20 protein-coding genes are annotated in these 23,218 nt (G+C 54.9%); 4 read left to right on the forward strand and 16 right to left on the reverse strand.

The genetic code is table 11. The features are described from left to right. Window positions 1–450: 450 nt before the first annotated feature. The 6 genes from dapB to ribF all read right to left on the reverse strand — a co-directional run bounded on the left by dapB (window position 451) and on the right by ribF (window position 7,784). Window positions 451–1,272: a 4-hydroxy-tetrahydrodipicolinate reductase gene (dapB, locus tag ACX9GU_RS23120; RefSeq protein WP_021179262.1), complete on the reverse strand. Its 822-nt coding sequence runs from the start codon at window positions 1,270–1,272 to the stop codon at window positions 451–453. Window positions 1,273–2,072: 800 nt separating this feature from the next. Beyond that, window positions 2,073–3,026, reverse strand: a complete 954-nt coding sequence (gene ispH, locus ACX9GU_RS23125) for a 4-hydroxy-3-methylbut-2-enyl diphosphate reductase (RefSeq protein ID WP_021179261.1) — start codon at window positions 3,024–3,026, stop codon at window positions 2,073–2,075. Continuing rightward, on the reverse strand, window positions 3,007–3,477 hold the full coding sequence (gene fkpB / locus ACX9GU_RS23130) for an FKBP-type peptidyl-prolyl cis-trans isomerase (protein ID WP_024483572.1): 471 nt from the start codon (window positions 3,475–3,477) through the stop codon (window positions 3,007–3,009). The genes ispH and fkpB overlap by 20 nt, the downstream gene beginning before the upstream one ends. Window position 3,478: 1 nt before the next feature. Then, window positions 3,479–3,985 (reverse strand): signal peptidase II, encoded by a 507-nt coding sequence (lspA, locus tag ACX9GU_RS23135; RefSeq protein WP_059201948.1) that lies wholly within the window; start codon window positions 3,983–3,985, stop codon window positions 3,479–3,481. Window positions 3,986–3,998: 13 nt separating this feature from the next. After that, window positions 3,999–6,815, reverse strand: coding sequence for an isoleucine--tRNA ligase (ileS, locus tag ACX9GU_RS23140; protein ID WP_473193054.1), 2,817 nt, complete (start codon window positions 6,813–6,815; stop codon window positions 3,999–4,001). Window positions 6,816–6,845: 30 nt separating this feature from the next. Next, complete coding sequence (ribF, locus tag ACX9GU_RS23145) at window positions 6,846–7,784, reverse strand: bifunctional riboflavin kinase/FAD synthetase (RefSeq protein WP_473193055.1); 939 nt, start codon at window positions 7,782–7,784, stop codon at window positions 6,846–6,848. Between the two features lie 435 nt (window positions 7,785–8,219). On the opposite strand from ribF, the gene rpsT reads away from it, so the two are divergent. Beyond that, the gene (gene rpsT / locus ACX9GU_RS23150) at window positions 8,220–8,483 is read left to right on the forward strand and encodes a 30S ribosomal protein S20 (protein ID WP_024527210.1); all 264 of its coding nucleotides are present in this window, start codon (window positions 8,220–8,222) and stop codon (window positions 8,481–8,483) included. Window positions 8,484–8,549: 66 nt separating this feature from the next. Here the strand turns inward: rpsT and nhaR are convergent, their stop codons facing one another. The 5 genes from nhaR to ACX9GU_RS23175 form a co-directional block, all read right to left on the reverse strand. Beyond that, a complete protein-coding gene (nhaR, locus tag ACX9GU_RS23155) occupies window positions 8,550–9,449 on the reverse strand; it encodes a transcriptional activator NhaR (protein WP_021179255.1) in 900 nt (299 codons plus the stop codon). Window positions 9,450–9,628: 179 nt separating this feature from the next. Continuing rightward, the gene (gene nhaA / locus ACX9GU_RS23160; RefSeq protein ID WP_473193056.1) at window positions 9,629–10,795 is read right to left on the reverse strand and encodes a Na+/H+ antiporter NhaA; all 1,167 of its coding nucleotides are present in this window, start codon (window positions 10,793–10,795) and stop codon (window positions 9,629–9,631) included. Window positions 10,796–11,019: 224 nt separating this feature from the next. Further along, window positions 11,020–12,150, reverse strand: a complete 1,131-nt coding sequence (gene dnaJ, locus ACX9GU_RS23165) for a molecular chaperone DnaJ (RefSeq protein WP_024527213.1) — start codon at window positions 12,148–12,150, stop codon at window positions 11,020–11,022. A 105-nt stretch (window positions 12,151–12,255) separates the two neighbouring features. Then, complete coding sequence (gene dnaK / locus ACX9GU_RS23170) at window positions 12,256–14,172, reverse strand: molecular chaperone DnaK (protein WP_021179252.1); 1,917 nt, start codon at window positions 14,170–14,172, stop codon at window positions 12,256–12,258. Between the two features lie 91 nt (window positions 14,173–14,263). Beyond that, window positions 14,264–14,434 (reverse strand): hypothetical protein, encoded by a 171-nt coding sequence (locus ACX9GU_RS23175; RefSeq protein ID WP_155621700.1) that lies wholly within the window; start codon window positions 14,432–14,434, stop codon window positions 14,264–14,266. A 61-nt stretch (window positions 14,435–14,495) separates the two neighbouring features. Here ACX9GU_RS23175 and satP point away from each other — a divergent pair, with 61 nt between their 5' ends. Then, entirely contained in the window at window positions 14,496–15,095 is a 600-nt protein-coding gene (gene satP / locus ACX9GU_RS23180; RefSeq protein ID WP_071682148.1) for an acetate uptake transporter, read from the forward strand. A 71-nt stretch (window positions 15,096–15,166) separates the two neighbouring features. On the opposite strand, the gene ACX9GU_RS23185 is transcribed toward satP, so the two are convergent. The 3 genes from ACX9GU_RS23185 to tal all read right to left on the reverse strand — a co-directional run bounded on the left by ACX9GU_RS23185 (window position 15,167) and on the right by tal (window position 18,266). Beyond that, window positions 15,167–16,459, reverse strand: coding sequence for an MFS transporter (locus ACX9GU_RS23185; protein WP_422526388.1), 1,293 nt, complete (start codon window positions 16,457–16,459; stop codon window positions 15,167–15,169). Between the two features lie 128 nt (window positions 16,460–16,587). Next, complete coding sequence (gene mog / locus ACX9GU_RS23190; protein ID WP_024483581.1) at window positions 16,588–17,175, reverse strand: molybdopterin adenylyltransferase; 588 nt, start codon at window positions 17,173–17,175, stop codon at window positions 16,588–16,590. 137 nt (window positions 17,176–17,312) lie between these two features. Continuing rightward, complete coding sequence (gene tal, locus ACX9GU_RS23195; RefSeq protein WP_024483582.1) at window positions 17,313–18,266, reverse strand: transaldolase; 954 nt, start codon at window positions 18,264–18,266, stop codon at window positions 17,313–17,315. A 377-nt stretch (window positions 18,267–18,643) separates the two neighbouring features. Here tal and ACX9GU_RS23200 point away from each other — a divergent pair, with 377 nt between their 5' ends. Both ACX9GU_RS23200 and yaaA read left to right on the forward strand, forming a co-directional pair. Then, window positions 18,644–20,077 (forward strand): alanine/glycine:cation symporter family protein, encoded by a 1,434-nt coding sequence (locus ACX9GU_RS23200; protein ID WP_473193057.1) that lies wholly within the window; start codon window positions 18,644–18,646, stop codon window positions 20,075–20,077. A 101-nt stretch (window positions 20,078–20,178) separates the two neighbouring features. Further along, on the forward strand, window positions 20,179–20,952 hold the full coding sequence (gene yaaA / locus ACX9GU_RS23205) for a peroxide stress protein YaaA (protein ID WP_473193058.1): 774 nt from the start codon (window positions 20,179–20,181) through the stop codon (window positions 20,950–20,952). Between the two features lie 43 nt (window positions 20,953–20,995). Here the strand turns inward: yaaA and thrC are convergent, their stop codons facing one another. Both thrC and thrB read right to left on the reverse strand, forming a co-directional pair. Beyond that, entirely contained in the window at window positions 20,996–22,285 is a 1,290-nt protein-coding gene (gene thrC / locus ACX9GU_RS23210; RefSeq protein WP_473193059.1) for a threonine synthase, read from the reverse strand. Between the two features lie 3 nt (window positions 22,286–22,288). Beyond that, window positions 22,289–23,218 carry a homoserine kinase gene (gene thrB / locus ACX9GU_RS23215; protein ID WP_473193060.1) on the reverse strand — a complete coding sequence of 310 codons (930 nt, stop codon included), beginning with the start codon at window positions 23,216–23,218 and terminating at the stop codon, window positions 22,289–22,291.

The raw sequence follows: 23,218 nt of genomic DNA on the forward strand, positions 1-23,218 counted from the left end.
TCAATCACAATATTTGCATATTAATTCAGATTTCACGCCCTAAATCAATGCAAAAACCGCCCTCAAGGCCAATTTTTGGCAAATTGGGCGCATTTTAATGATGAGCGTCCCGCTTGTCTAGATAAAGCGCCATTTTTTCCATTATTTTTGCTGACCTCAGGGTTTAAAGGGGGTCACAGGCACAAAAACACTAGCAAACTAGGCCGAGTAAACGGTTGCGAGACACAGTGACAGAAAAAATAGCTTAAAACAGCTAAAATCGGTGTAGGGAGCAATAAAGATGAAGTAAAAAACGGGAAATAGACTAGATAAGTCATTAAAAAAACACTTACACCATTAAAATCAATCGTAAGCTTAATTTTTAATGTTAAAAAAAAGGACAATAAAATTATTGTCCGATTATCATATCATTATGATCAACACAACCACATCACGATGGTGTTCAATAAATTATAACTGGTCTAAACCAAGCACGTCTCGCATATCAAACAGCCCATTATGCTGATTTGAGATCCAGGAAGCGGCACGCACCGCGCCATTGGCAAACGTCATCCGGCTTGAGGCTTTATGGGTGATCTCTACCCGCTCGCCAATATCGGCAAACATGGCGGTATGTTCACCCACAATATCCCCGGCGCGAATGGTGGCAAAGCCGATGCTCTTTGGATCGCGCTCGCCGGTATAACCTACGCGCTCGTAAACCGCGCACTCTTTCAGATCCCGTCCCAAGGCACCGGCAATCGCCTCGCCCATGGCTAACGCCGTTCCTGAAGGGGCATCTACCTTGTGGCGGTGATGAGCTTCCACAATTTCGATATCGGTATAATCGCCCATCACCTTGGCCGCTTTTTCCAACAGCTTGAGCACCACGTTGACACCCACGCTGAAGTTGGCGGCAAACACGATACCAATCTGTTGTGCCGCAGCCTGGATCGCCGCTTTACCCGCATCATCAAAACCGGTGGTACCGATCACCATGGCTTTGCCGTGGGCCACGCAAAACGCCAAATGGGCCAGGGTGCCTTCCGGGCGGGTGAAGTCGATCAGGATATCGAAATCGTTGACCACCTTTTCCAGGTTATCGCTGACGGTGACCCCCACTGCGCCAACGCCAGCCAGCTCACCGGCATCTGTGCCAACCAGGCTAGAACCCGGGCGTTCCAGTGCTGCCCCCAATACCACGCCCTGTGCCTGCTGGACTGCCTGGATTAATTGGCGCCCCATGCGGCCACCGGAACCCGCAATCGCGATGCGGATTTGTGAATCAGTCATACTTCGCTCTCTTTTATGGTCAAAAGCCACTCCTCGGCTATGGATTCAGGGTAACTGCCCAACCTTATCACTACCAGAGGATTTGCTTACGGATTAGAAAATTATGATATGCCCGGTATGTTATCAGTAACGCTGTCAATTGATTAACAATTACCCGATTAGCGTCAACCTTCTGGTGCTACATAATCATGCACTATTTATGCATTACGATGAATGGCGAAAAGGTGGTTTTTTTCTGTTTCTGCGAGCTGTTGCCCCTCACCCCAACCCTCTCCCACAGGGAGAGGGAGCCAGTATGGCATCGTGGTTAGGTACAGGTGTCATTCTTCTTGCACTTCCCGTCCCCTCGTTCAAAGGTGGATAGGTGCGGGAATTAGTCTCTCCCACAGGGAGAGGGGGCCAGTATGGCATCGTGGTTAGGTACAGGTGTCATTCTTCTTGCACTTCCCGTCCCCTCGTTCAAAGGTGGATAGGTGCGGGAATTAGTCTCTCCCACAGGGAGAGGGGGCCAGTATGGCATCGTGGTTAGGTACAGGTGTCATTCTTCTTGCACTTCCCGTCCCCTCGTTCAAAGGTGGATAGGTGCGGGAATTAGTCTCTCCCACAGGGAGAGGGGGCCAGTATGGCATCGTGGTTAGGTACAGATGTCACTCTTCTTGCACTTCCCGTCCCCTCATTCAGAGATGATCCGAAGCAGTGTTCAGGTGCAGAAGTTAGTCTGTAATGAGGCGAATGCTGTAGCTAAGATGTGGCACGGGCAGTCCCCTCTCCCTGTGGGAGAGGGTTAGGGTGAGGGGTCATTAGTCGATCTGCTTGATGTCCATGCGCAGTTCTTTCGGCACTTCAAACACGATGTTCTCTTCACGGCCGCTAAGTTCATGCACGTCCTTGCCGCCCAAGGCTTTCAAGCGGCTGATGACGTCCTGAACCAGCACGTCCGGCGCAGAGGCTCCGGCGGTGACACCAATGTTGCTGGCGTCTTTCAACCAGGATTCCTGAATGTCCGCCGCCGAGTCGATCAGATAGGCCGGTTTACCCACCCGCTGGGCAAGTTCCGCCAGGCGGTTGGAGTTGGACGAGTTCTTCGACCCCACCACCAGCACCACGTCGGCATCACCTGCCAAGCTGCGCACCGCTTCCTGACGGTTGGTGGTGGCATAGCAGATATCGTCCTTGCGCGGCCCGATAATATCCGGGAAGCGCTTACGCAACGCATCGATCACGTCGGAAGTATCGTCCACCGATAAGGTGGTCTGGGTCATAAAGCACAGGTTATGTTCGTTCTTCACCTGCAATTGCCAGACATCTTCCGGCGACTCAACCAGGTACATGCCCCCCTCAGGGTTGCTGTACTGGCCCATGGTGCCTTCCACTTCCGGATGCCCGGCGTGGCCAATCAGGATTGCTTCGGTGCCCTTACGGCTGGCCCGAGCCACTTCCATATGCACCTTGGTCACCAACGGACAGGTAGCATCAAACAGCATGGTCAGATCGCGGGCCTTGGCCTCGGCCCGAACTGCCTGTGAAACGCCATGGGCAGAGAAGATCAGGATCGAGCCGTCCGGCACTTCCGCGATCTCTTCGATAAATACCGCCCCGCGCTCGCGCAGGCTTTCGACCACGTAGCGGTTATGCACCACTTCGTGACGCACGTAAATCGGCGCGCCATAAATCTCCAGCGCACGTTCTACGATGCTGATCGCACGATCAACTCCGGCGCAGAAGCCACGCGGATTAGCCAGCAATATTTGCATGCGCTTCCTCCTGCTGCGGGTCGATCTCCAGCACTTCGATATCGAAGGTCACCGGATGCCCCGCCAACGGATGGTTGAAATCAACGGTGATCGAATCTTCCGCCACTTCACGCACCACACCAGGCATTTCGCTGCCGTCGATGGCGGTAAACAACATGATGGTACCGACATCCGGCACGCCGGTTTCGTTGAAGTCGCGGCGTGAGAAGAACTGGATCAGATCCGGGTTCTCCGCACCGAACGCGGCTTCCGGTTGCAGGGTAAACGCACATTTGTCCCCTGCCCGTAGACCGATCAGCTGCTGTTCCAGCGGAGCAGACAGGCTGCCATCGCCCAGGCGGAACAGCGCTGGTTTGCCGTTGCCCTGGGTGGATTCCGCGGTCGTTCCATCTGCCAGTTTCAGCGTGAAATGCACCAGCACTGCGCTGTTGCCGTTAACCTGAGCCGTCATATCACTTACCTTCGCTGTTGACGCTTTTCTTCGCTGGCAAGAACCCTTCCAGCACGATCATGGCGGCACCGACGCAGATAAAGCTGTCCGCCAGATTGAAGGTCGGGTAATGCCAGTTGCCGATATAAAAGTCGATGAAATCGACCACAAAGCCATGCCACAGACGATCAAACAGGTTGCCGAGCGCACCGCCGATAATAAAGGCATAGGCGATATTGTTCAGCTTCTGCTGGGCACTGCTGCGATACATCATCACCAGCAGCACCGCCACAATGGCGACCGCAATACCGGCAAAGAACCAGCGCTGCCAGCCACCGTGATCCGCCAGGAAACTGAACGCCGCGCCGTAGTTACGGGCATAGTACAGGTTGATTGACGGGAACAACGGCTGGGTCTGGCCCAGCACGAAGTTACTCAGGATCCACTGTTTGCTGAAAAAATCCAGCGCCAGCACCACCACTACCAGCCATAGCCAGCGCAAGCCGGTCGAACTTATCGGTCTACTCATCAGGCGCTTGATCTCAGGCAAAGTTACGTTTTTCGCCGTCACCGGCTACGTTGGTCACACAGCGGCCGCAGAGTTCTGCGTGCTCCGCCACCTGGCCGACATCGGTGGTGTAATGCCAGCAGCGCGGGCACTTCTCACCATCCGCTTTGCTGAACGCGATTTTCAGCCCTTTCAACAGTTCGCTTTGCTGCGCATCTGCCGGAGCATCCGTAAGCGGCGCCACGCTGGCCGATGAGGTCAGCAACACAAAGCGCAGTTCGTCCTGCAGGCTGTTCAGACGCGCTGCCAGATCGCTATCGGCGTACAGCGTAACCGCCGCCTCCAACGAACCGCCAATGTGCTTGTCCGCACGCGCCTGTTCCAGCACCTTGTTTACTTCACCACGCACTTTCAGCAGATCGGCCCAGAACGCATCGTTCATGCCTTCGCCTGCCGCCAGCCCGAACAGACCGTCGTACCACTCTTCGGTAAACACGTACTGCGTGCGCTCACCTGGCAGGAAGGCCCAAATTTCATCGGCGGTAAACGACATGATCGGCGCCATCCAACGTACCAGCGCTTCTGCAATGTGGAACAGAGCAGTCTGGCAGCTGCGGCGGGCAACGCTGTCGCTTTTCGCGGTGTACTGACGGTCTTTAATGATGTCCAGATAGAAGGACCCCATTTCTACCGAGCAGAACTGCATCAGGCGCTGCACCACTTCGTGGAAATCGTAGTTGGCATAGGCCTGCTCGATATCCTGCTGTGCGGCCATTGCACGGCCTACAGCCCAGCGATCCAGTACCACCATCTCTTCCGGTGCCACGCAGTCAGTGCTTGGATCAAACCCGTTGAGGTTGGCCAGCAGGAAACGCGCGGTGTTACGGATGCGGCGATAAGAATCGGCAGCACGCTTGAGAATTTCGTCGGAAACCGCAATCTCGCCGGTGTAGTCGGTAGAAGCGACCCACAGGCGCAGAATGTCGCCACCCAGTTTGTTCATCACGTCCTGTGGGCTGACGGTGTTGCCGATTGACTTGGACATTTTGCGGCCCTGACCATCGACGGTAAAGCCGTGGGTCAGCACTTCTTTGTAAGGCGCCTTACCCTTCATGGCGGTCGAAATCATCAGCGATGACATGAACCAGCCACGATGTTGGTCGGAACCTTCCAGATACATGTCGGCAGAGTGGCCGTTGAATTCTGGACGCACGTCAACCACGGAAGAATGGGTTGAACCCGAGTCAAACCAAACGTCCAGCGTATCTGGCACTTTCACATAATCGGCCGCTTCGGCACCGAGGATATCGGCAGCGTCCAGATCCCACCAGGCCTGGATCCCGTCTTGCTCAACACGCTTGGCCACTTCTTCCATCAGCTCTACGCTGCGTGGGTGAAGCTGCTCGGTGTCTTTATGCACGAACAGGGACATTGGAACGCCCCAGGTACGCTGACGTGAGATACACCAGTCTGGACGGTTAGCCACCATGGTTTCGATACGCGCCTGGCCCCAATCCGGGATCCACTGCACGCCTTTGATCTCTTCCAGTGACTGCTTGCGCAGACCCTTTTGATCCATGCTGATAAACCATTGCGGCGTGGCACGGAAAATGATCGGCGTTTTGTGGCGCCAGCAGCACGGGTAGCTGTGTTGCAGTTTTTCTACGTGCAGCAGAGCGCCTTTCTCACGCAGCAGCTCAACGATCAGATCGTTGGCCTTGAACACGAATTTACCGTCCAGCGTTGGATAGGTGCCGGTCAGGTAGCAGCCGTTCGGGCCAACCGGGTTGGCGACTTCCAGGCCGTATTTCTGGCCGATGATGAAGTCATCCGGGCCGTGACCAGGAGCGGTATGTACGGCACCGGTACCGGCATCCAGCGTAACGTGATCGCCCAGGATCGCCGGCACGTCAAAGCCCATAAACGGATGGGTAAAGCGCATCAGTTCCAGATCGCTGCCCTTGCAGCTGCCCAGCACTTCCCAATGGGTGATGCCTGCACGCTTCATCACGCTTTCTACCAAGTCCGCTGCCAGGATCAGGCATTGGCCTTCAACCTGTACCAGATGGTAGCTGAACTCTGCATTCAGTGAGATCGCACGGTTGGCAGGCAGCGTCCACGGAGTGGTCGTCCAGATCACCAGTGACACCGGGCCATTCACGTTGGTTACGCCAAACTTGCTGGCCACCGCCGCCGCATCAACCGCGTGGAACGCGACGTCGATGGATGGCGAGGTTTTGTCGTAATATTCAACTTCCGCTTCCGCCAGGGAAGAACCGCAGTCCGTACACCAGTGCACCGGCTTGGCGCCTTTGAGCAGATGACCATTGCTGATGATCTTGCCCAACGCACGGATGATGTTGGCTTCGGTTTTAAAATTCATGGTCAGGTACGGATGATCCCAGTCACCCAGCACCCCCAGACGGATAAAGTCTTTCTTCTGGCCTTCTACCTGCTCGGCAGCATATTCACGGCATTTCTGGCGGAACTCTGCCGGTGTCAGTTTCTCACCCGGTTTGCCATACAGTTGCTCAACCTTCAGTTCGATAGGCAGACCGTGGCAGTCCCAGCCTGGAACATAAGGCGAATCAAAGCCAGCCATCCCTTTTGACTTGATAATAATGTCTTTGAGGATCTTGTTTACCGAGTGACCAATGTGAATGCTGCCATTCGCATACGGAGGGCCGTCATGCAGAATGAAGGATTTCTTGCCCTTTTTGGCGGCACGAATGATCCCGTACAGATCCTGTTCATACCAACGTGCGAGCATGCCAGGTTCACGCTTGGCGAGATCGCCACGCATCGGGAACCCTGTTTCCGGCAAGTTCAGGGTATTCTTGTAGTCACTCATTAGATTCTCGATCTCGTTTCGGTTCGTAGATTAAGCCGGTGTCTGTAGCCCGAAGAACGTCCGGGCCGTCACCACATCATTGGCGATTTGCTGCTTTAGCGCATCGAGCGAAGCAAAACGCTGTTCATTGCGCAATTTTGCGCGCAGCACCACATCAAGGTGGCGCCCGTAAAGATCCATGGTTACATCCAGCAGATGCACTTCCAACTGCTGACGTACACCTGCCACCGTTGGGCGAGTGCCAATATTGGCCACGCCCGGCAAAGGCTCGGGGCCCAGGCCATAAACATCGACGGCATATACCCCTTTCACCGGGGCAACCAGGCGTTTGAGCGGCAGGTTGGCGGTTGGGAAACCAATGGTTCGCCCCAGTTCATCGCCATGCACAACGCGCCCGGAAATACTGTAAGGATGCCCCAGCAGGGTTTCTGCCAGCGGCAAATCATCATCACGCAGCGCATTGCGGATGGCGGTGCTGCTGATGCGCAGGTCGCCTTCACGGAAGCTTGGCGTGCTGACCACCTCAAAGCCGAATTCTTGCCCGGCAAGCTCTAACAGCGGGAAGTCCCCCTGGCGACCAGCACCAAAGCGGAAATCATCCCCCACCATCAGGAATTTTACCCCCAGCTTTTCAACCAGCAGCTCGGCAACGAATGACTGAGCGGTATGGGCGGCAAAACGGGGATCAAACTTGACGCACAACAGGTAATCAACCCCGGCCTGCGCCAGGTATTTGGCTTTGTCACGCAAACGCGTGAGGCGGGCCGGAGCCTTATCCGCGGCAAACAGTTCCAGCGGCTGTGGCTCAAAGATCATGACGATGACCGGTAACCCCAGGCGCCGCCCTTCCTGCTTCAACTGCCCCAACAGCGCCTTGTGACCGCGATGGACGCCGTCAAAGTTGCCGATGGTGAGCACACAGCCACGGTGGCGTGCCCGGATATTATGGATGCCGCGAATTAGCTGCATAGCTGGCCCAACACAGTGGAAATCGGCGGATTATACCTTGTACAGCGGTCAAGGTTAACCCGCGATTGGTTCCTTTGATGTAATAGTCATACCATACCGGAGGATAATCGCCTTAACCACCGTTTATCTGGCCCAATGCGTGCTATATTAGCGCGCTGATAGCGAGCGTGGCTTCTGGCCGACGCTTGAAAGACGGGGGATAACCCACCAGGACCAACAGCTTGCAGACTGTGATGCAAATCACATGGCGATTTTTCTCGTGAAACACTGTATTCCCATGGCTGAAGCTGGTAAAATCCTGCGCCATCACAACGTAGCAAGTGCCGCCCGTACAAACGGCGCTTATTTGCACAAATCCATTGACAAACGAAGGCTAAAAGGGCATATTCCTCGGCCTTTGAATTGTCCTCAATATATATATTTGGGAGTTGGACCTTGGCTAATATCAAATCAGCTAAGAAACGCGCCATACAGTCTGAGAAACGTCGCAAGCATAACGCTAGCCGTCGCTCAATGGTGCGTACCTTCATTAAGAAGGTTGACGCAGCTATCGCAGCTGGCGACAAAGACGCAGCACAAAAAGCATTCCTCGTAATGCAACCACTTGTGGATCGCCAGGCTGCTAAAGGCCTGATCCACAAAAACAAAGCAGCGCGTCATAAGTCAAACCTGACGGCGCGTATCAACGCAATGCAATAAGCATTACGTTGTGTGCTTGTTAAAAAAACCGGCTTCGGCCGGTTTTTTTACGCCTGGCGTTCAAGCCTACAGCGCGAACAGCGCCGAGAAGTCCTTGTTGCATACCCGCTGTACCGCCGGATGCTGGATCATTCGCTCGGCAAAAATGATGTAATACTCTTCCTGCACGCTATCGACACGCCCGATCTCCACCACGTCATCATCGCTATAGGTATCCAGCGCATACAGCGTTGGCGCCACGAAGATCGCGTTGTGGTACAGGCCGAAAGCTTTCATCAGGGCCGCATCGTCAAACTCACCCAGTATCTCAACCTTGATACCTTGCGTGTTGAACCAGTTGAGCAGCTTGCGTCCCAACATTGAACGCCTTCCCGGGATCAGCAAGCGGCGCTGTTCCAGACAGGCCGGAAACGGTAAATCGGGTATCGGCTGACGACAGAAGAAACTGACCCCACACTCGCCCAGCTTGAGCGAAAACAAGCCTTCCTGCTGGCTGGAGTCGACCGGGCAATCCGACAGGATCATATCCAGCTTATGCTGGCTCAGTTGCTCAAGCAGCATCTCATGGGTTGATTCAAAGCAGCGCAGGTGGATTTGCTCATTGTCCACTACCACCGCAGTTTCCAAGACCTGGCTGACCAGACGTTTGGATAGCGCATCCGCTACGCCCACGTCAAACAGCAGGTTGGACTCCTTGCGGTAGTTGACGATATCCAGCATTTCCTGGCTGAGCATAAACATCTTGTCGGCATAGCGGAACACCAGTTGGCCTAGCTCGGAGGGGACCAGCCCACGCCCCTGGCGTTTAAACAGCTTACCGTTGAGCCGTTCTTCCAGTGCCTTGATTTGGCCGGTGATGGTCTGCGGCGTGAGGAACAGGGCTTCCGCCGCTCCCACGACCGACCCCTCCTTGCAGACCTGCCAGAAGTAATACAGATGGTTAAAGTTGATATGAGACATTCTCAAAACGTTCTCTCCTTAGGTTTCTCATCGGCAAACGGTCTGCCGTGATGAGCGACAAACTCCCTATCGTTAATTTCGGACAACGCAAAGTTATCTTTAATCCCAAGTGCAGCGCGGCTGACGAAGCCACGCTGCTGCTACTATTGTAATAGCCCTTCAGCAACGAGGGGTAAACACAAAGGTCATCGGCTGCGGGGCAAACTCAAACGCAGCAGGCCGTAACCCACTACCGCAGCACTGGTCGATCCCAATAGTATGCCTAATTTGGCATAGGTACTGAGAGCCACATCCGCATCGGCGAAGGCCAATGAGGCAATAAAAATCGACATGGTGAAACCAATACCACAGAGCACGGCTACGGCAAACACCTGTTTAAAGCCGATACCCTGCGGCAAACGGGCAATCCCCAACTTCACCGCCAGCCAGCAGAAGACGAAAATCCCCAGCGGCTTGCCGATAAACAGCCCGGCTGCAATCCCCAGCGGCAGCAGTGAAGTCAACCCGCTCAAGGACACCCCTTGCAACGATACACCCGCGTTGGCAAAGGCAAACAGCGGCAGGATCAGGAAGGCGACCCAAGGGTGCAGCTCATGCTCCAGGGTTTCAGAGGGCGAAGGCTCACTCTTGGCGTTCAGCGGGATCATAAAGCCGACAATCACCCCCGCTAGCGTAGCGTGAACGCCTGATTTGAGGATCGCTACCCACAGCACCAATCCGACTATCATATACAGCGAGGTTTTACCCACTCCGCGCCAGTTCATCACTGCCAATACCGCAATCGCGGCAGCTGCAACGCCCAGTGCCACCATCGAGACCTGATGGGTGTAGAACAACGCGATAATGACGATGACCCCAAGGTCATCGATAATCGCCAGGGCCAGCAGGAACACTTTCAGGCTGGTCGGCACCCGGTTGCCCAGTAAGGCCATCACGCCCAAGGCAAAGGCAATATCCGTTGCTGCCGGGATCGCCCAACCCTGGCGGGTCACTTCATCGGCACCGTTGAACAGCAGATAGATCAGTGCCGGGGCCAGCATGCCGCCTAACGCGGCAATCGCCGGGAAGATGGCCTTCTCACGCCCAGCCAGGGAACCTTGCAGCAGTTCACGTTTGACCTCAAGCCCCACCACCAGGAAGAAGATGGCCATTAAACCGTCGTTAATCCACAGCAGCAGCGGTTTGGCAATTTCCAGCGAGGCGATGCTGACCGCCACGGGTAAGTTAAGGAAGGCCTGATACAGCCCCTGTACGGGGGTATTAGCCATGATCAAAGCCACCACGGCGGCAGCGATCAGAATAATGCCACCAGCGGCTTCTTGACGCAGAAATTGACGAATAATAGTAGTCACAGTACGTCACTCCAGGTAATAGGTTTCCAGATAATTCGCAGAGTATAGGCGAGGAGTAACATCGAAAAAAGCAGTTTATAAATGCAAAAAAACTCGAAAAAACCGATCAATAAAGGTCATATGTCACATTTTTTATAGGGATATCGATATTGAGTTTTGTAGCAAAGAAAAACCCCGGTTTGCTTAAACCGGGGTTTGAGGATGAACGCGCGGGGAAACGCTGATTAACGAGTCAGGTCGTCAAAAAACTTTTTCACGCCGTCGAAGAAGCTTTTCGAACGCGGGCTGTTTTTATCCCCAGAAGGGCCACCCAGGCTCTCTTCCAGCTCTTTGAGCAGCTGCTTCTGCTTCTCGTTCAGACTCACCGGCGTTTCTACCACCACACGGCACAGCAGGTCACCCTGGCTGCCACCCCGTACCGATTTCACCCCTTTGCCACGCATACGGAACAGTTTACCGGTCTGAGTTTCCGCCGGGACTTTCAGCTTGACGCGGCCATCCAGCGTTGGCACTTCAATCTCGCCACCCAAGGCAGCCATAGCAAAGTTGATCGGCACTTCACAGTAGAGGTTATTGCCTTCACGTTCGAAGATCGGGTGAGCACTCACCTGAACCTGAACGTACAGATCGCCTGCCGGCGCGCCGTGTTCACCGGCTTCACCTTCACCCGCCAGGCGGATGCGGTCGCCAGTATCTACGCCCGCCGGAATTTTCACCGACAGGGTTTTGGATTTCTCTACGCGACCGTGGCCGTGACATTTGTTGCACGGATCCTTGATGATCTGACCACGCCCGTGGCAGTGCGGACAAGCCTGCTGCACGGTGAAGAACCCTTGGCGCATCTGCACCTGGCCCTGACCATGACAGGTCGGACAGGTTGCCGGCGAACTGCCCGGCTTGGCACCGTTGCCATGGCAGACATCACACTCTTCCAGCGTTGGAATACGGATCTCTTTGGTCACGCCACGCACGGCTTCTTCGAGCGTCAGATCCATGTTGTAACGCAAATCGGATCCACGGCTGGCACGTTGACGGCGTCCGCCGCCAAAGATATCGCCAAACACGTCGCCAAAGATATCGCTGAAGTCGGCACCGCCGCCACCAAAGCCACCACCACCGCCCATACCACCTTGCTCAAAGGCCGCATGGCCGTATTGATCGTAGGCAGCACGTTTTTGATCGTCGGTCAGGATCTCGTAGGCTTCCTTGACCTCTTTAAACTGGCTTTCGGCGTCTTTTTCCTGATTACGATCAGGGTGATACTTCATCGCCAGGCGCTTATACGCCTTTTTGATTTCGCGCTCGTCTGCCGTCTTGGCAACGCCGAGCACCTCGTAATAATCTCTCTTCGCCATTATTTCTCTTACCCTTAACATGCGTGCACGGGCGTAGAGTTGCCTCGACGCCCGTGCTGGTTTCCGGTTACGGCCTGTGGCCGCACCGTGCCCGCTTAAGGGCGATTATTTTTTGTCTTTAACTTCTTCAAACTCGGCGTCAACCACGTCGTCGTCTTTCTGCGCCGCGTTGTCAGCACCGGCATCAGCACCCTGTGCCTGCTGCGCTTGAGCCTGGGCCATTTCCATCAGCTTGCCGGAAACCTGCACCAGAGCCTGGGTTTTCGCTTCGATTTCGGCTTTATCTTCGCCTTTCACCGCAGCTTCCAGATCTTTCAGCGCGCTCTCGATAGCGGTTTTGTCTTCAGCTGGCAATTGCTCACCCGCTTCTTCCAACTGCTTACGGGTACCGTGGATCAGGTGATCCGCCTGGTTACGAGTTTGCACCAGTTCTTCGAACTTACGGTCAGCTTCAGCGTTCACTTCAGCATCGCGTACCATTTTCTGGATTTCTTCTTCGTTCAGCCCAGAAGACGCCTTGATGGTGATCTTCTGCTCACGACCGGTGTTCTTGTCTTTCGCAGACACGTGCAGAATACCGTCGGCGTCGATGTCGAAGGTGACTTCGATCTGCGCCATACCGCGTGGTGCCGGCTGGATGCCGTCCAGGTTGAACTGGCCCAGTGACTTGTTGTCATTGGCACGTTTACGCTCACCCTGCAGCACATGGATGGTCACCGCTGCCTGGTTGTCTTCGGCAGTAGAGAACACCTGGCTGTGCTTGGTCGGGATAGTGGTGTTTTTGGTGATCAGCGGCGTCATCACGCTGCCCATGGTTTCGATACCCAGTGACAGTGGGGTAACGTCCAGCAGCAATACGTCTTTCACATCACCGGCCAACACACCGCCCTGAACCGCAGCACCAACGGCAACCGCTTCGTCCGGGTTAACGTCTTTACGTGGTTCTTTACCGAAGAAGTCAGCAACTTTCTTCTGAACCATAGGCATACGGGTCTGGCCACCGACCAGGATCACGTCCTGAATGTCAGAAACCGACAGGCCTGCATCTTTCAGTGCCACTTTCAGCGGCTCGATAGAGCGAGCAACCAGATCTTCTACCAGCGACTCGAGTTTTGCACGGGTCACTTTGATGTTCATGTGTTTTGGACCGCTGCCATCTGCAGTGATGTACGGCAGGTTGACGTCGGTCTGCTGAGCGGAGGACAGCTCGATCTTGGCTTTTTCAGCGGCTTCTTTCAGACGCTGCATCGCCAACGGATCGTTGCGCAGATCCATGCCCTGCTCTTTCTTGAACTCTTCCACCAGATAGTTGATCAGGCGGCTGTCGAAGTCTTCACCACCCAGGTGGGTATCACCGTTGGTCGCCAGAACTTCGAAGGTTTTTTCACCGTCAACATCGTCGATCTCAATGATTGAGATATCGAAAGTACCACCACCCAGGTCATAAACCGCGATGGTACGGTTGCCCACTTCTTTGTCCAGGCCATAAGCCAGGGCCGCAGCAGTAGGTTCGTTGATGATACGTTTCACTTCCAGACCTGCGATACGGCCAGCATCTTTGGTCGCCTGACGCTGAGCATCGTTGAAGTAGGCAGGAACGGTGATAACCGCTTCAGTTACCGGCTCACCCAGGTAATCTTCCGCCGTTTTCTTCATTTTCTTCAGGACTTCCGCAGAGATCTGCGGAGGTGCCATTCTCTGGCCCTTCACTTCCAGCCAGGCGTCACCGTTATCGGCAGCGACGATGCTGTATGGCATGATAGCCTTGTCACGCTGTGCTTCTTCATCCTGGAAGCGACGGCCAATCAGGCGCTTGATCGCAAACAGGGTGTTCTGTGGGTTAGTAACAGCCTGACGCTTAGCAGGCTGGCCAACCAGAATTTCACCATCCTGGGTATATGCGATGATTGAAGGAGTGGTGCGATCGCCTTCGGCATTCTCCAGCACGCGCGCCTTGCCACCATCCATAATTGCTACACAAGAGTTGGTTGTACCCAGGTCGATACCAATAATTTTGCCCATCTAAACATCTCCACTAATAAATTCATAATCGGTCAGGTTGCTAACTATATGCGGGCGTTTTTTTGCTTTTCAACTGCCCGGCATCTAAGTGTTACCCGCGGTCAGCAACTGCGGTTGCCAATAAGATGGGGCCATCCACACCAGCATCAAGGGGCAGGACAAAAAAAATTTCGTTTTTATCCGCAGCCAGATCATTGTTTCCTGGCGTGGGGATCATTATGATGCCGCGCGCTCTGATGGAAGTTATGGGTTTTTCGGCCATTCAGACCAATTATTAAATTACCTATCCATTTTCGTTACAATTCTGTTATCGCAGAGGACATATGCACTCCAACAAGTTGGCAAATCCCGGCCCCCTGGGTCTGATGGGCTTCGGGATGACTACCGTCTTGCTGAACCTGCACAACGCGGGCTTTTTCCCACTGACTTCCGTCATCATCAGTATGGGGATTTTCTTCGGTGGCATGGCTCAGATTTTTGCCGGTATTCTTGAGTTCAAGAAAGGCAACACCTTCGGCTTGACCGCCTTCACCTCTTACGGCTGCTTCTGGCTGAGCCTGGTAGGCATCCTGCTGCTACCACGCATGGGCCTGGCAGAACCGACTGACGCGAACGTCCTCGGTATCTACCTTGCACTGTGGGGCATCTTCACCCTGTTCATGTTCTTCGGCACGCTGCGCACCAACCGTGGGTTGCAGTTTGTGTTTGCCAGCCTGACCGTGCTGTTCGCACTGCTGGCCGTCGGCAACATCACCGGTAACCACGCGATCCTGACGTTCGCCGGTTACGAAGGCATTATCTGCGGTGCCAGCGCGATCTATCTGGCAATGGCTGAGGTGATCAACGAACAGTTGGGCCGCACCGTACTGCCAATCGGCCCGGTGGAAGCTCAGCAGGCAACACCCGCTGCCGTTACCGCATAAATCCGTACTAACGTGATATAAAAAAACCCTGCGGTGTTTAATCGCAGGGTTTTTTATTGGGCGAAAATCGCTTAGTTCAAGACTGTTTTTTCACTGTTCAGGTCGCGACGCAGGTAGATCCCCAGCAGCAGGCCGAGCGTCGATAACGCCAGCATATAGTAAGCGGGCGCTAACGGGGTTAACTTCATGATCAGCGTGACAAATACCGGGGTTAAACCACCAAAAATCGCGTATGCCACGTTGTAGGAGAACGAAATCCCGCTAAATCGCACTTCCGCCGGGAAAGCCCGCACCAGCACGTAAGGCACCGCGCCGACGATCCCCACGCTGAAGCCAACCAGCGCGTAGGTGGCAAACAGCATTTCTGGATGTGTTGCTACCGACTGATAGAACAACCAACTGCACCCCGCCAACAGCAAACTGCCGACGATAAAGGTTTTGCTGGCGCCAAAGCGGTCCGCCGCCGAACCAGAGACGATACAGCCTGCAAACAGCATGATGATGGCGATGCTGTTGGCCTGCAATGACAGCGCCGGGGCTATGGCAAACTGTTTTTGCAGGTAGGTTGGCGTCATCAGGATCACCACCACAATGCCTGCCGACAACAGCCAGGTCAGCAACATCGAGACCGCGATCTCTTTGCGGTGATTCATCACCACCGATTTCAGCGGCAGCTCTTCTGCCAGCGCCTTACGCGCTTGCATCTCGATAAAGATTGGGGTTTCCTGCAACCAGCGGCGCAGATACATGGCGAACAGGCCAAAGATACCGCCCAGGAAGAACGGAATACGCCAGCCACCGTCATGAATGGCCTGTTGGCTGAGCGTGGTATTGATGATGGTGGCCACCAGCGAGCCGAGCAGGATACCGGCCGTCAGGCCAGCGGTGAGCGTGCCACAGGCAAAACCAACGCGTTTGCGCGGCACATGCTCCGCCACAAATACCCAGGCACCAGGGACTTCACCACCGATCGCCGCGCCTTGCAGAACCCGCATCAACAGCAGCAGCAACGGTGCGGCGATGCCGATACTGGCGTAGGTGGGCAGCATCCCCATCGCCAGCGTCGGTAACGCCATCAGCAGGATGCTCAGGCTGAACATCTTTTTACGGCCCACCAGATCGCCGAAGTGCGCCATGATAATGCCGCCCAATGGCCGAGCCAGATAGCCCGCCGCAAAGATACCGAAGGTCTGCACCTGGCGCAGCCACTCAGGCATATCCGCCGGGAAGAACAGATCGCCCATTACCGCAGCAAAGAAAACAAAAATGATGAAGTCATAAAACTCCAACGCACCGCCCAGGGCAGCCAACGTCAGAGTCTTATAATCTTGCCGGTTGAGCCGGCGATTATTATCGTGATGCATAAGATACCGTTAGAGGAAACAGGAAAGACACAGAAAGCATAATGGCTAACTGTAAAAAGTTTCTTACTATAACGGCAAAATACTTTCACACCAGATGCGCTGAAGGTTATCCCGCAGATTGCTGAAATTTAGAGATTTATCTCGCGCCGCGCATTTTTGGGACGAAATGCTGCTACCACAGCCTCGTGGGTCTCTACATAGGGGCCTTCGAGCAGTTGGATGCAATAAGGCACGCTGGCAAAAATACCGTGCACCACCACCTTGCCTGCCTCGTCCTTCACCCCTTCCAGCGTTTCTTTTATCGATTTGGGTTGCCCCGGCAGATTGATGATCAACGCCTGTTTACGGATCGCACCAACCTGACGTGAAAGAATTGCCGTTGGCACATAGTGTAGGCTGATTTGGCGCATTTGCTCGCCAAAACCCGGCATTACCCGATCGGCAATCGCCAGGGTAGCATCGGGAGTCACGTCACGCCGGGACGGGCCGGTGCCGCCGGTAGTCAACACCAGGTGGCAGCCCATTTCATCAACCAGCTCACACAGCGTATGCTCAATCAGCGTCTGCTCGTCGGGGATCAGCCGGGTTTCCAGGGTGAACGGCGTCGCCAAAGCACTGCCCAGCCACTCTTCCAGCGCCGGGATCCCTTTATCCTGATAAACGCCCCCTGAAGCGCGGTCCGAAATAGAAACCAAACCAATGCGTAATGTATCCATGTTTTACCTCTGTTTTATGCCCCGGTTACCCAAGGGAGATTCATGACGGGAGTATAGGGTGTTTGCTCAATGAGGTGGATATTCAGGTATAAAAAAAGGTGGCCGAGGCCACCTTCTGCGCTGATTGATTGCCGCTGTTACAGCAGATCGGCGATCATTTTTTCCAGCTTGCCCTGGTCTACGGCAAACTTGCGGATACCGTCGGTCAGTTTCTCAACCGCCATTGGATCCTGGTTGTGCTGCCAGTAGAACTCAGGCTCGGTCAGCGGTGCCGGACGCGCTTTCACTTCGCCGGTATAAGACAGTTTACGCTCCAGTGCGCCTTCGCTCTCTGCCAGCTCTTTCAGCAGTGCAGGTGCGATGGTCAGACGATCGCAGCCCGCCAGTTCGATGATTTCACCGACGTTACGGAAGCTGGCGCCCATCACCACGGTTTCATAGCCGTGCTGCTTGTAATACTGATAAATTTCAGACACTGAAACCACGCCCGGATCTTCGTGCGGGGCGAACTCTTTCTTGTCGCCATTGGCTTTGTACCAGTCAAGAATACGGCCAACGAACGGCGAGATCAGGTACACGCCAGCTTCGGCGCAGGCACGCGCCTGAGCGAAGGAGAACAGCAGCGTCAGGTTACAGTTGATGCCTTCTTTTTCCAGGCGCTCGGCGGCACGGATGCCCTGCCAGGTGGAGGCCAGTTTGATCAGGATGCGATCGTTGCTGATGCCCGCTTCGTTATACAGTTTGATCAGGCGCTTGGCTTTGGCAACGCTGGCTTCGGTATCATAAGACAGACGCGCGTCCACTTCGGTGGAAATGCGGCCCGGGACCAGTTTCAGGATCTCCAGACCAATGTTGACGGCCAGTTTGTCTGCGGCATCGGCAACCTGTTGATCGCGATCGCTGCTCTGCTCGCGTGCCCAGGCAATGGCTTCATCGATCAGTTTGCGGTATTCAGGAATTTGCGCTGCATTGAGGATCAGCGAAGGGTTGGTGGTGGCATCTTGCGGTTGATATAGCTTCATTGCAGCGATATCACCCGTATCCGCAACTACCGTAGTCAGCTGGCGTAGGGACGTTAATTTATCGGTCATGTTGGCATTATCTCATCGTTTGTGCATGAACTTTTGGCATCGTTCAACCATGCCTTGTCCTGATAATAACATGCACGTAGCCCGGCGCAAGGCAGGAAAATCACGCGCTGGCAGCGGTTGTTTTATCCTTGCACGAGCAACCGGTTACGCACCGATAATTCGCAATTACCGAAGCAATGCCACGGCATTAACGCGCTATCCCCCCTGGAAATTATGTTAAATTCCCGCCAGCCGTTTTTTTCACCAAAAACCCAAAAGAAGGCTGCGATCCCCATCAATGGGATGATGCTAGCCGAGTTCTTGTAGAGAACTGACTCAAGTTTTCCGCACCAGAGTCGAAGAACCTGAGGAGCAGTAATCTTAACAAGGAGAAACATGTGACGGATCTGATTAACTTTATCAATGGCATCCTGTGGGATTCAGTACTGATCTATTTGCTGTTGGGTGCCGGCATCTACTTCACCTTGCGTACCCGCTGTATTCAAATTCGTCACTTCAGCCATATGTTTTCCGTGCTGAAGAACAGCACCAAACGCGACGAAGCGGGTATTTCATCCTTCCAGGCACTATGCACTTCACTAGCTGCTCGCATCGGTACCAACAACCTTACCGGCGTGGCAATAGCGCTTACGGCTGGCGGGCCCGGCGCTATCTTCTGGATGTGGGCAATCGCGTTTATCGGCATGGCAACCTCTTTCGTTGAGAGTACCCTGGCGCAGCTTTACAAAACCAAAGACGATAACGGCCAATACCGTGGTGGCCCAGCCTACTATATGGAAAAAGGCTTGGGAATGCGCTGGATGGGCGTGATGTTCTCCATTTTCCTGCTGATCGCTTTCGGCCTGGTGTTCAATGCTGTACAGGCCAACTCCATCGCCCTGGCCAGCTCCGTGGCCTTCAACAGCGACCCCATGTACGTCGGCATAGTGTTGGTGGTCCTGAGTGGCATGGTGATCTTCGGCGGTATCCGTTCCATCGCACGCGTCGCAGAAAAAATCGTGCCGTTTATGGCCTTGGCTTACCTGCTACTGGCGCTGTGGATCATCGGCCTGAATATTGAGCATATGCCTGCCATCCTGGCGTTGATCTTCAAAAGCGCTTTTGGCCTGCTGGAAGTTGCTGCCGGTACTCTGGGCTACGGGATCTCACAAGCCATGACGCAAGGTATACAACGCGGGCTGTTTTCTAACGAAGGCGGGATGGGATCGGCCCCCAACGTGGCCGCTTCCGCGACCTCTTATCCGCCACACCCTGCCTCGCAAGGCTATGTGCAAATGCTTGGCGCATTTGTCGATACCATCGTCATTTGCAGCGCAACGGCGGCGATTATTTTGGCCTCTGGTGCACTGGATAATCCCCCGTCCGACATCAGCGGTATCGATCTGACCCAGCGGGCCATGGCCAGCGCCGTCGGTTCCTGGGGCGCGCCCTTTGTCGCGATCGCCATTTTCCTGTTTGCCTTTACCTCTATCATTGCCAATTATGCCTATGCCGAGAACAACCTGATCTTCCTCAAGCACCACCATCCGACCAAGCTGACGATTTTCCGCTGCTTTGCCTTGGGCATGGTGATGTTTGGCTCTATGGCAGAATTATCCACGGTGTGGAAAATGGCGGACATCTCGATGGCGCTGATGGCGATCACCAATCTGACCGCTATCTTGTTACTGTCCGACGTGGCCTTCAAATTGGCCAAGGATTACAACCATCAGCGTTCACTCGGCAAGCTGCCCACCTTTGACATCAACCATTACCCGGAGCTGGGATCCCAACTCGAACCGGGGATCTGGAAGCCGAGCAGGCAGCGTTAATCCTCCAGGGCGTGCGTAAAGTGCGCCCTATCACAGCCATACCTCCTGGTCGTGCGCGCTTTTTGCTACAGTAGCCACATGTTGATAAACAGGATGTGACCATGCTCATTATTATTTCACCTGCCAAAACCCTGGATTATGCAAGCCCGTTAGCCACCGAACGCTTTACCCAGCCCGAATTGTTGGAGCAGTCGCAAAAGCTGATCAAACTCTGCCGTAAGCTGACCCCGGCGCAAATTTCCGGCCTGATGAGTATCAGCGATAAGCTCGCGGGCCTGAATGCCGCACGCTTTGGCGAATGGCAGCCTGACTTCACCCCGGACAATGCTCGTCAGGCGCTGCTGGCGTTTAAAGGCGACGTTTATACCGGCTTACAGGCGCAAGACTTCAGCGAAGAGGATTTCGACTACGCACAGCAGCATCTGCGTATGCTCTCTGGCCTGTACGGGGTGCTGCGCCCACTGGACCTGATGATGCCTTACCGGCTGGAGATGGGGATCAAGCTGGAGAACCCACAGGGCAAAGACTTGTACAACTTCTGGGGCGATCGGATCACCGAAAAACTGAATCAGGCCCTGGAGCAGCAAGGCGATGATGTGGTGGTGAACCTGGCTTCGGATGAATACTTCAAATCGGTAAAACCGGCCAAGCTGCGCGGTGCGCTGATCAAACCGGTATTCCTGGACGAGAAAAACGGCAAGTACAAAGTCATCAGCTTCTACGCCAAGAAAGCGCGTGGGCTGATGAGCCGATTTATCATCAAGAATCGTTTAAGTCGCAGAGAACAGCTGGTTGATTTCAATCTGGAAGGGTATGCCTTCGATGAGGCGGCTTCGGCGGGTAATGAGCTGGTGTTCAAACGCCCGGAGCAGTGAGAAATCCGCTCCCTCTCCCGACAAGGAGAGGGAGCGGGGTTTATCAGACTGGCAACGTCATCATGAATTGACGCAGCGCGGCAAAATCCGCCGCCATGTTATGCGACAACAGCGGCAACTGTGCGCGCACTGCCAAGGCCTGTGGCAACGGTAACTCCTGGCCGAGGATCTCTTCGACGCTTTCCTTGAACTTGGCCGGATGTGCCGTGCCCAGGAACAGGCCGAACTCCCCTGCCAGCAGTTGATCGCGCAGAACGCGGTAGGCGATCGCGGCATGAGGCTCTGAAAGGTAGCCCAAGGCAGCCAACTCTTTCATGGTTTCTTTGGTGGTTTCATCACTCACCGCACCATGAGCCAACTCCTTCAACTGCCAGATTTTACGGCGGAACAACTCTTCCACACGCGGCCAGTTGTTAGGCTGGCTGACGTCCATCGCGTTGGATAACGTCGCCACGGTGGCGTTTGGCTGCCATTGGCCGCTAGTCAGGAAGCGTGGCACGGTGTCGTTAGCGTTGGTGGCGGCGATAAAGCGTTTCACCGGCAGCCCCAGGGATTTCGCCAGCAGCCCGGCGGTCAAGTCGCCAAAGTTGCCGCTTGGCACGGAAATCACCAACTGATTGCGGGCTTCCTGCGGCAGTTGCGCCACCGCTTCAAAGTAGTAGCAGATTTGCGCCAGCAGGCGGCTGATATTAATCGAGTTGGCCGAGTTCAGGTGTACGGCCTCTTTCAGTTCCTGATCGTCAAACGCCTGCTTCACCAACGCCTGGCAGGCGTCAAAGTCGCCATCGATAGCGATGGTATGGATGTTGCCACCCAACGTGCAGAACAGTTTTTCCTGCAGCGAACTGATCTTGCCCTGTGGATAGAGGATCACCACGCGCACGTTTTTCAGGCCGTAGAAGGCATGAGCAACGGCAGCGCCGGTATCACCGGAGGTTGCAGTCAAGATGGTTACTGGCTGATCGCCCGCGACTTCCGCCAGCATCTGCGCCATAAAGCGGCCGCCGAAGTCTTTGAACGCCAGCGTCGGGCCGTGGAACAGCTCCAGGCAGGCGACATCGCTCTCCACCTGCGCCACCGGGGCCGGGAACTCAAACGCGGCCTTCACCCGCTTGTACAGCGCCTCTTCGCCGATCTCGTCGCCAATAAAAGCGGACAGGATCTTGCTGCTGCGAGTGACAAAGTCCATCTCCAGCAGTTTATCAATCTCGGTCAGTTCGAATTCTGGCAGCTCCAGCGGGAAAAACAGCCCTTGCTGCTTACCCAGGCCCTGTTTGATAGCCTGCGCGAAGCTGACCTGTTCGTTATGATCTTTCAGATTGTACAGTTTCATGCGTTATCCCAATAGTCGAGCGCCAGCGGTATCCAGGCGGCAAATATGAACAAAACCTTCGTCGTTTTGCAGGTAATGGTTGGTCAGCCAATCGGCCATGCGTTGCGCCGTTGCGCCGTCATCACAGACCGCAAACAGCGTCGGCCCGGAGCCGGAAATACCACAGGCCAAGGCACCGATATCCTGTGAGGCTTTACGCGCTTCGGCAAAGCCTGGCAACAGGCGGGTGCGATAAGGCTCGGCAATCACATCCTGCATCAGGTTGGCCGCCAGACGCGGTTGCTGGGTGTGGCAAGCGTGAATAAAGCCCGCCAGATAGCGTCCATGGCTGATACAGTCCTGGCGGCGGTATTGCGCGGGCAAAATGGCGCGCGCCTCGGCGGTGGACACTTTGATGCCCGGATAGGCCATCACCCACAACCAGTCTTTAAAGCCAGGCACTTCCTGGCTGATGATCCCTTCTTCTTCCAGCATCAGCTGCAAGCCGCCCAGATAGCACGGCGCAACGTTATCGTAATGCACGCTGCCGGAAATACGCCCTTCCAGTTCGCCCATCAGGGCCAGCAGTTGCGTCTCGTTTAGCGGGCGATCGCAAAATTCGTTCATCGCCATCAGACCGGCCACCACCGAGCAAGCGCTGGAGCCTAGCCCGGAACCGATCGGCATGTTCTTCTCCAGCCGCATCGCTACCGGCACTTCACGGCCAATCGCCTGGCAGAAACGCTCCCAGCACTGGTAAACAATGTTCTCTTTAGGATCGCTCGGCAGCTTGCTGACAAAACGCCCACCATTCTCCAGACTGAAGCGGCTGGCCGCTTCTACGCTGACGCAATCCCCCAGCAGCGTGCCATCGATAGGGGAAACCGCAGCTCCCAGCACATCGAACCCGACGCTGACGTTACCAATTGAGGCCGGTGCATACACCTTAACCAT

The organism is Serratia sp. K1WW1, from assembly GCF_055790865.1.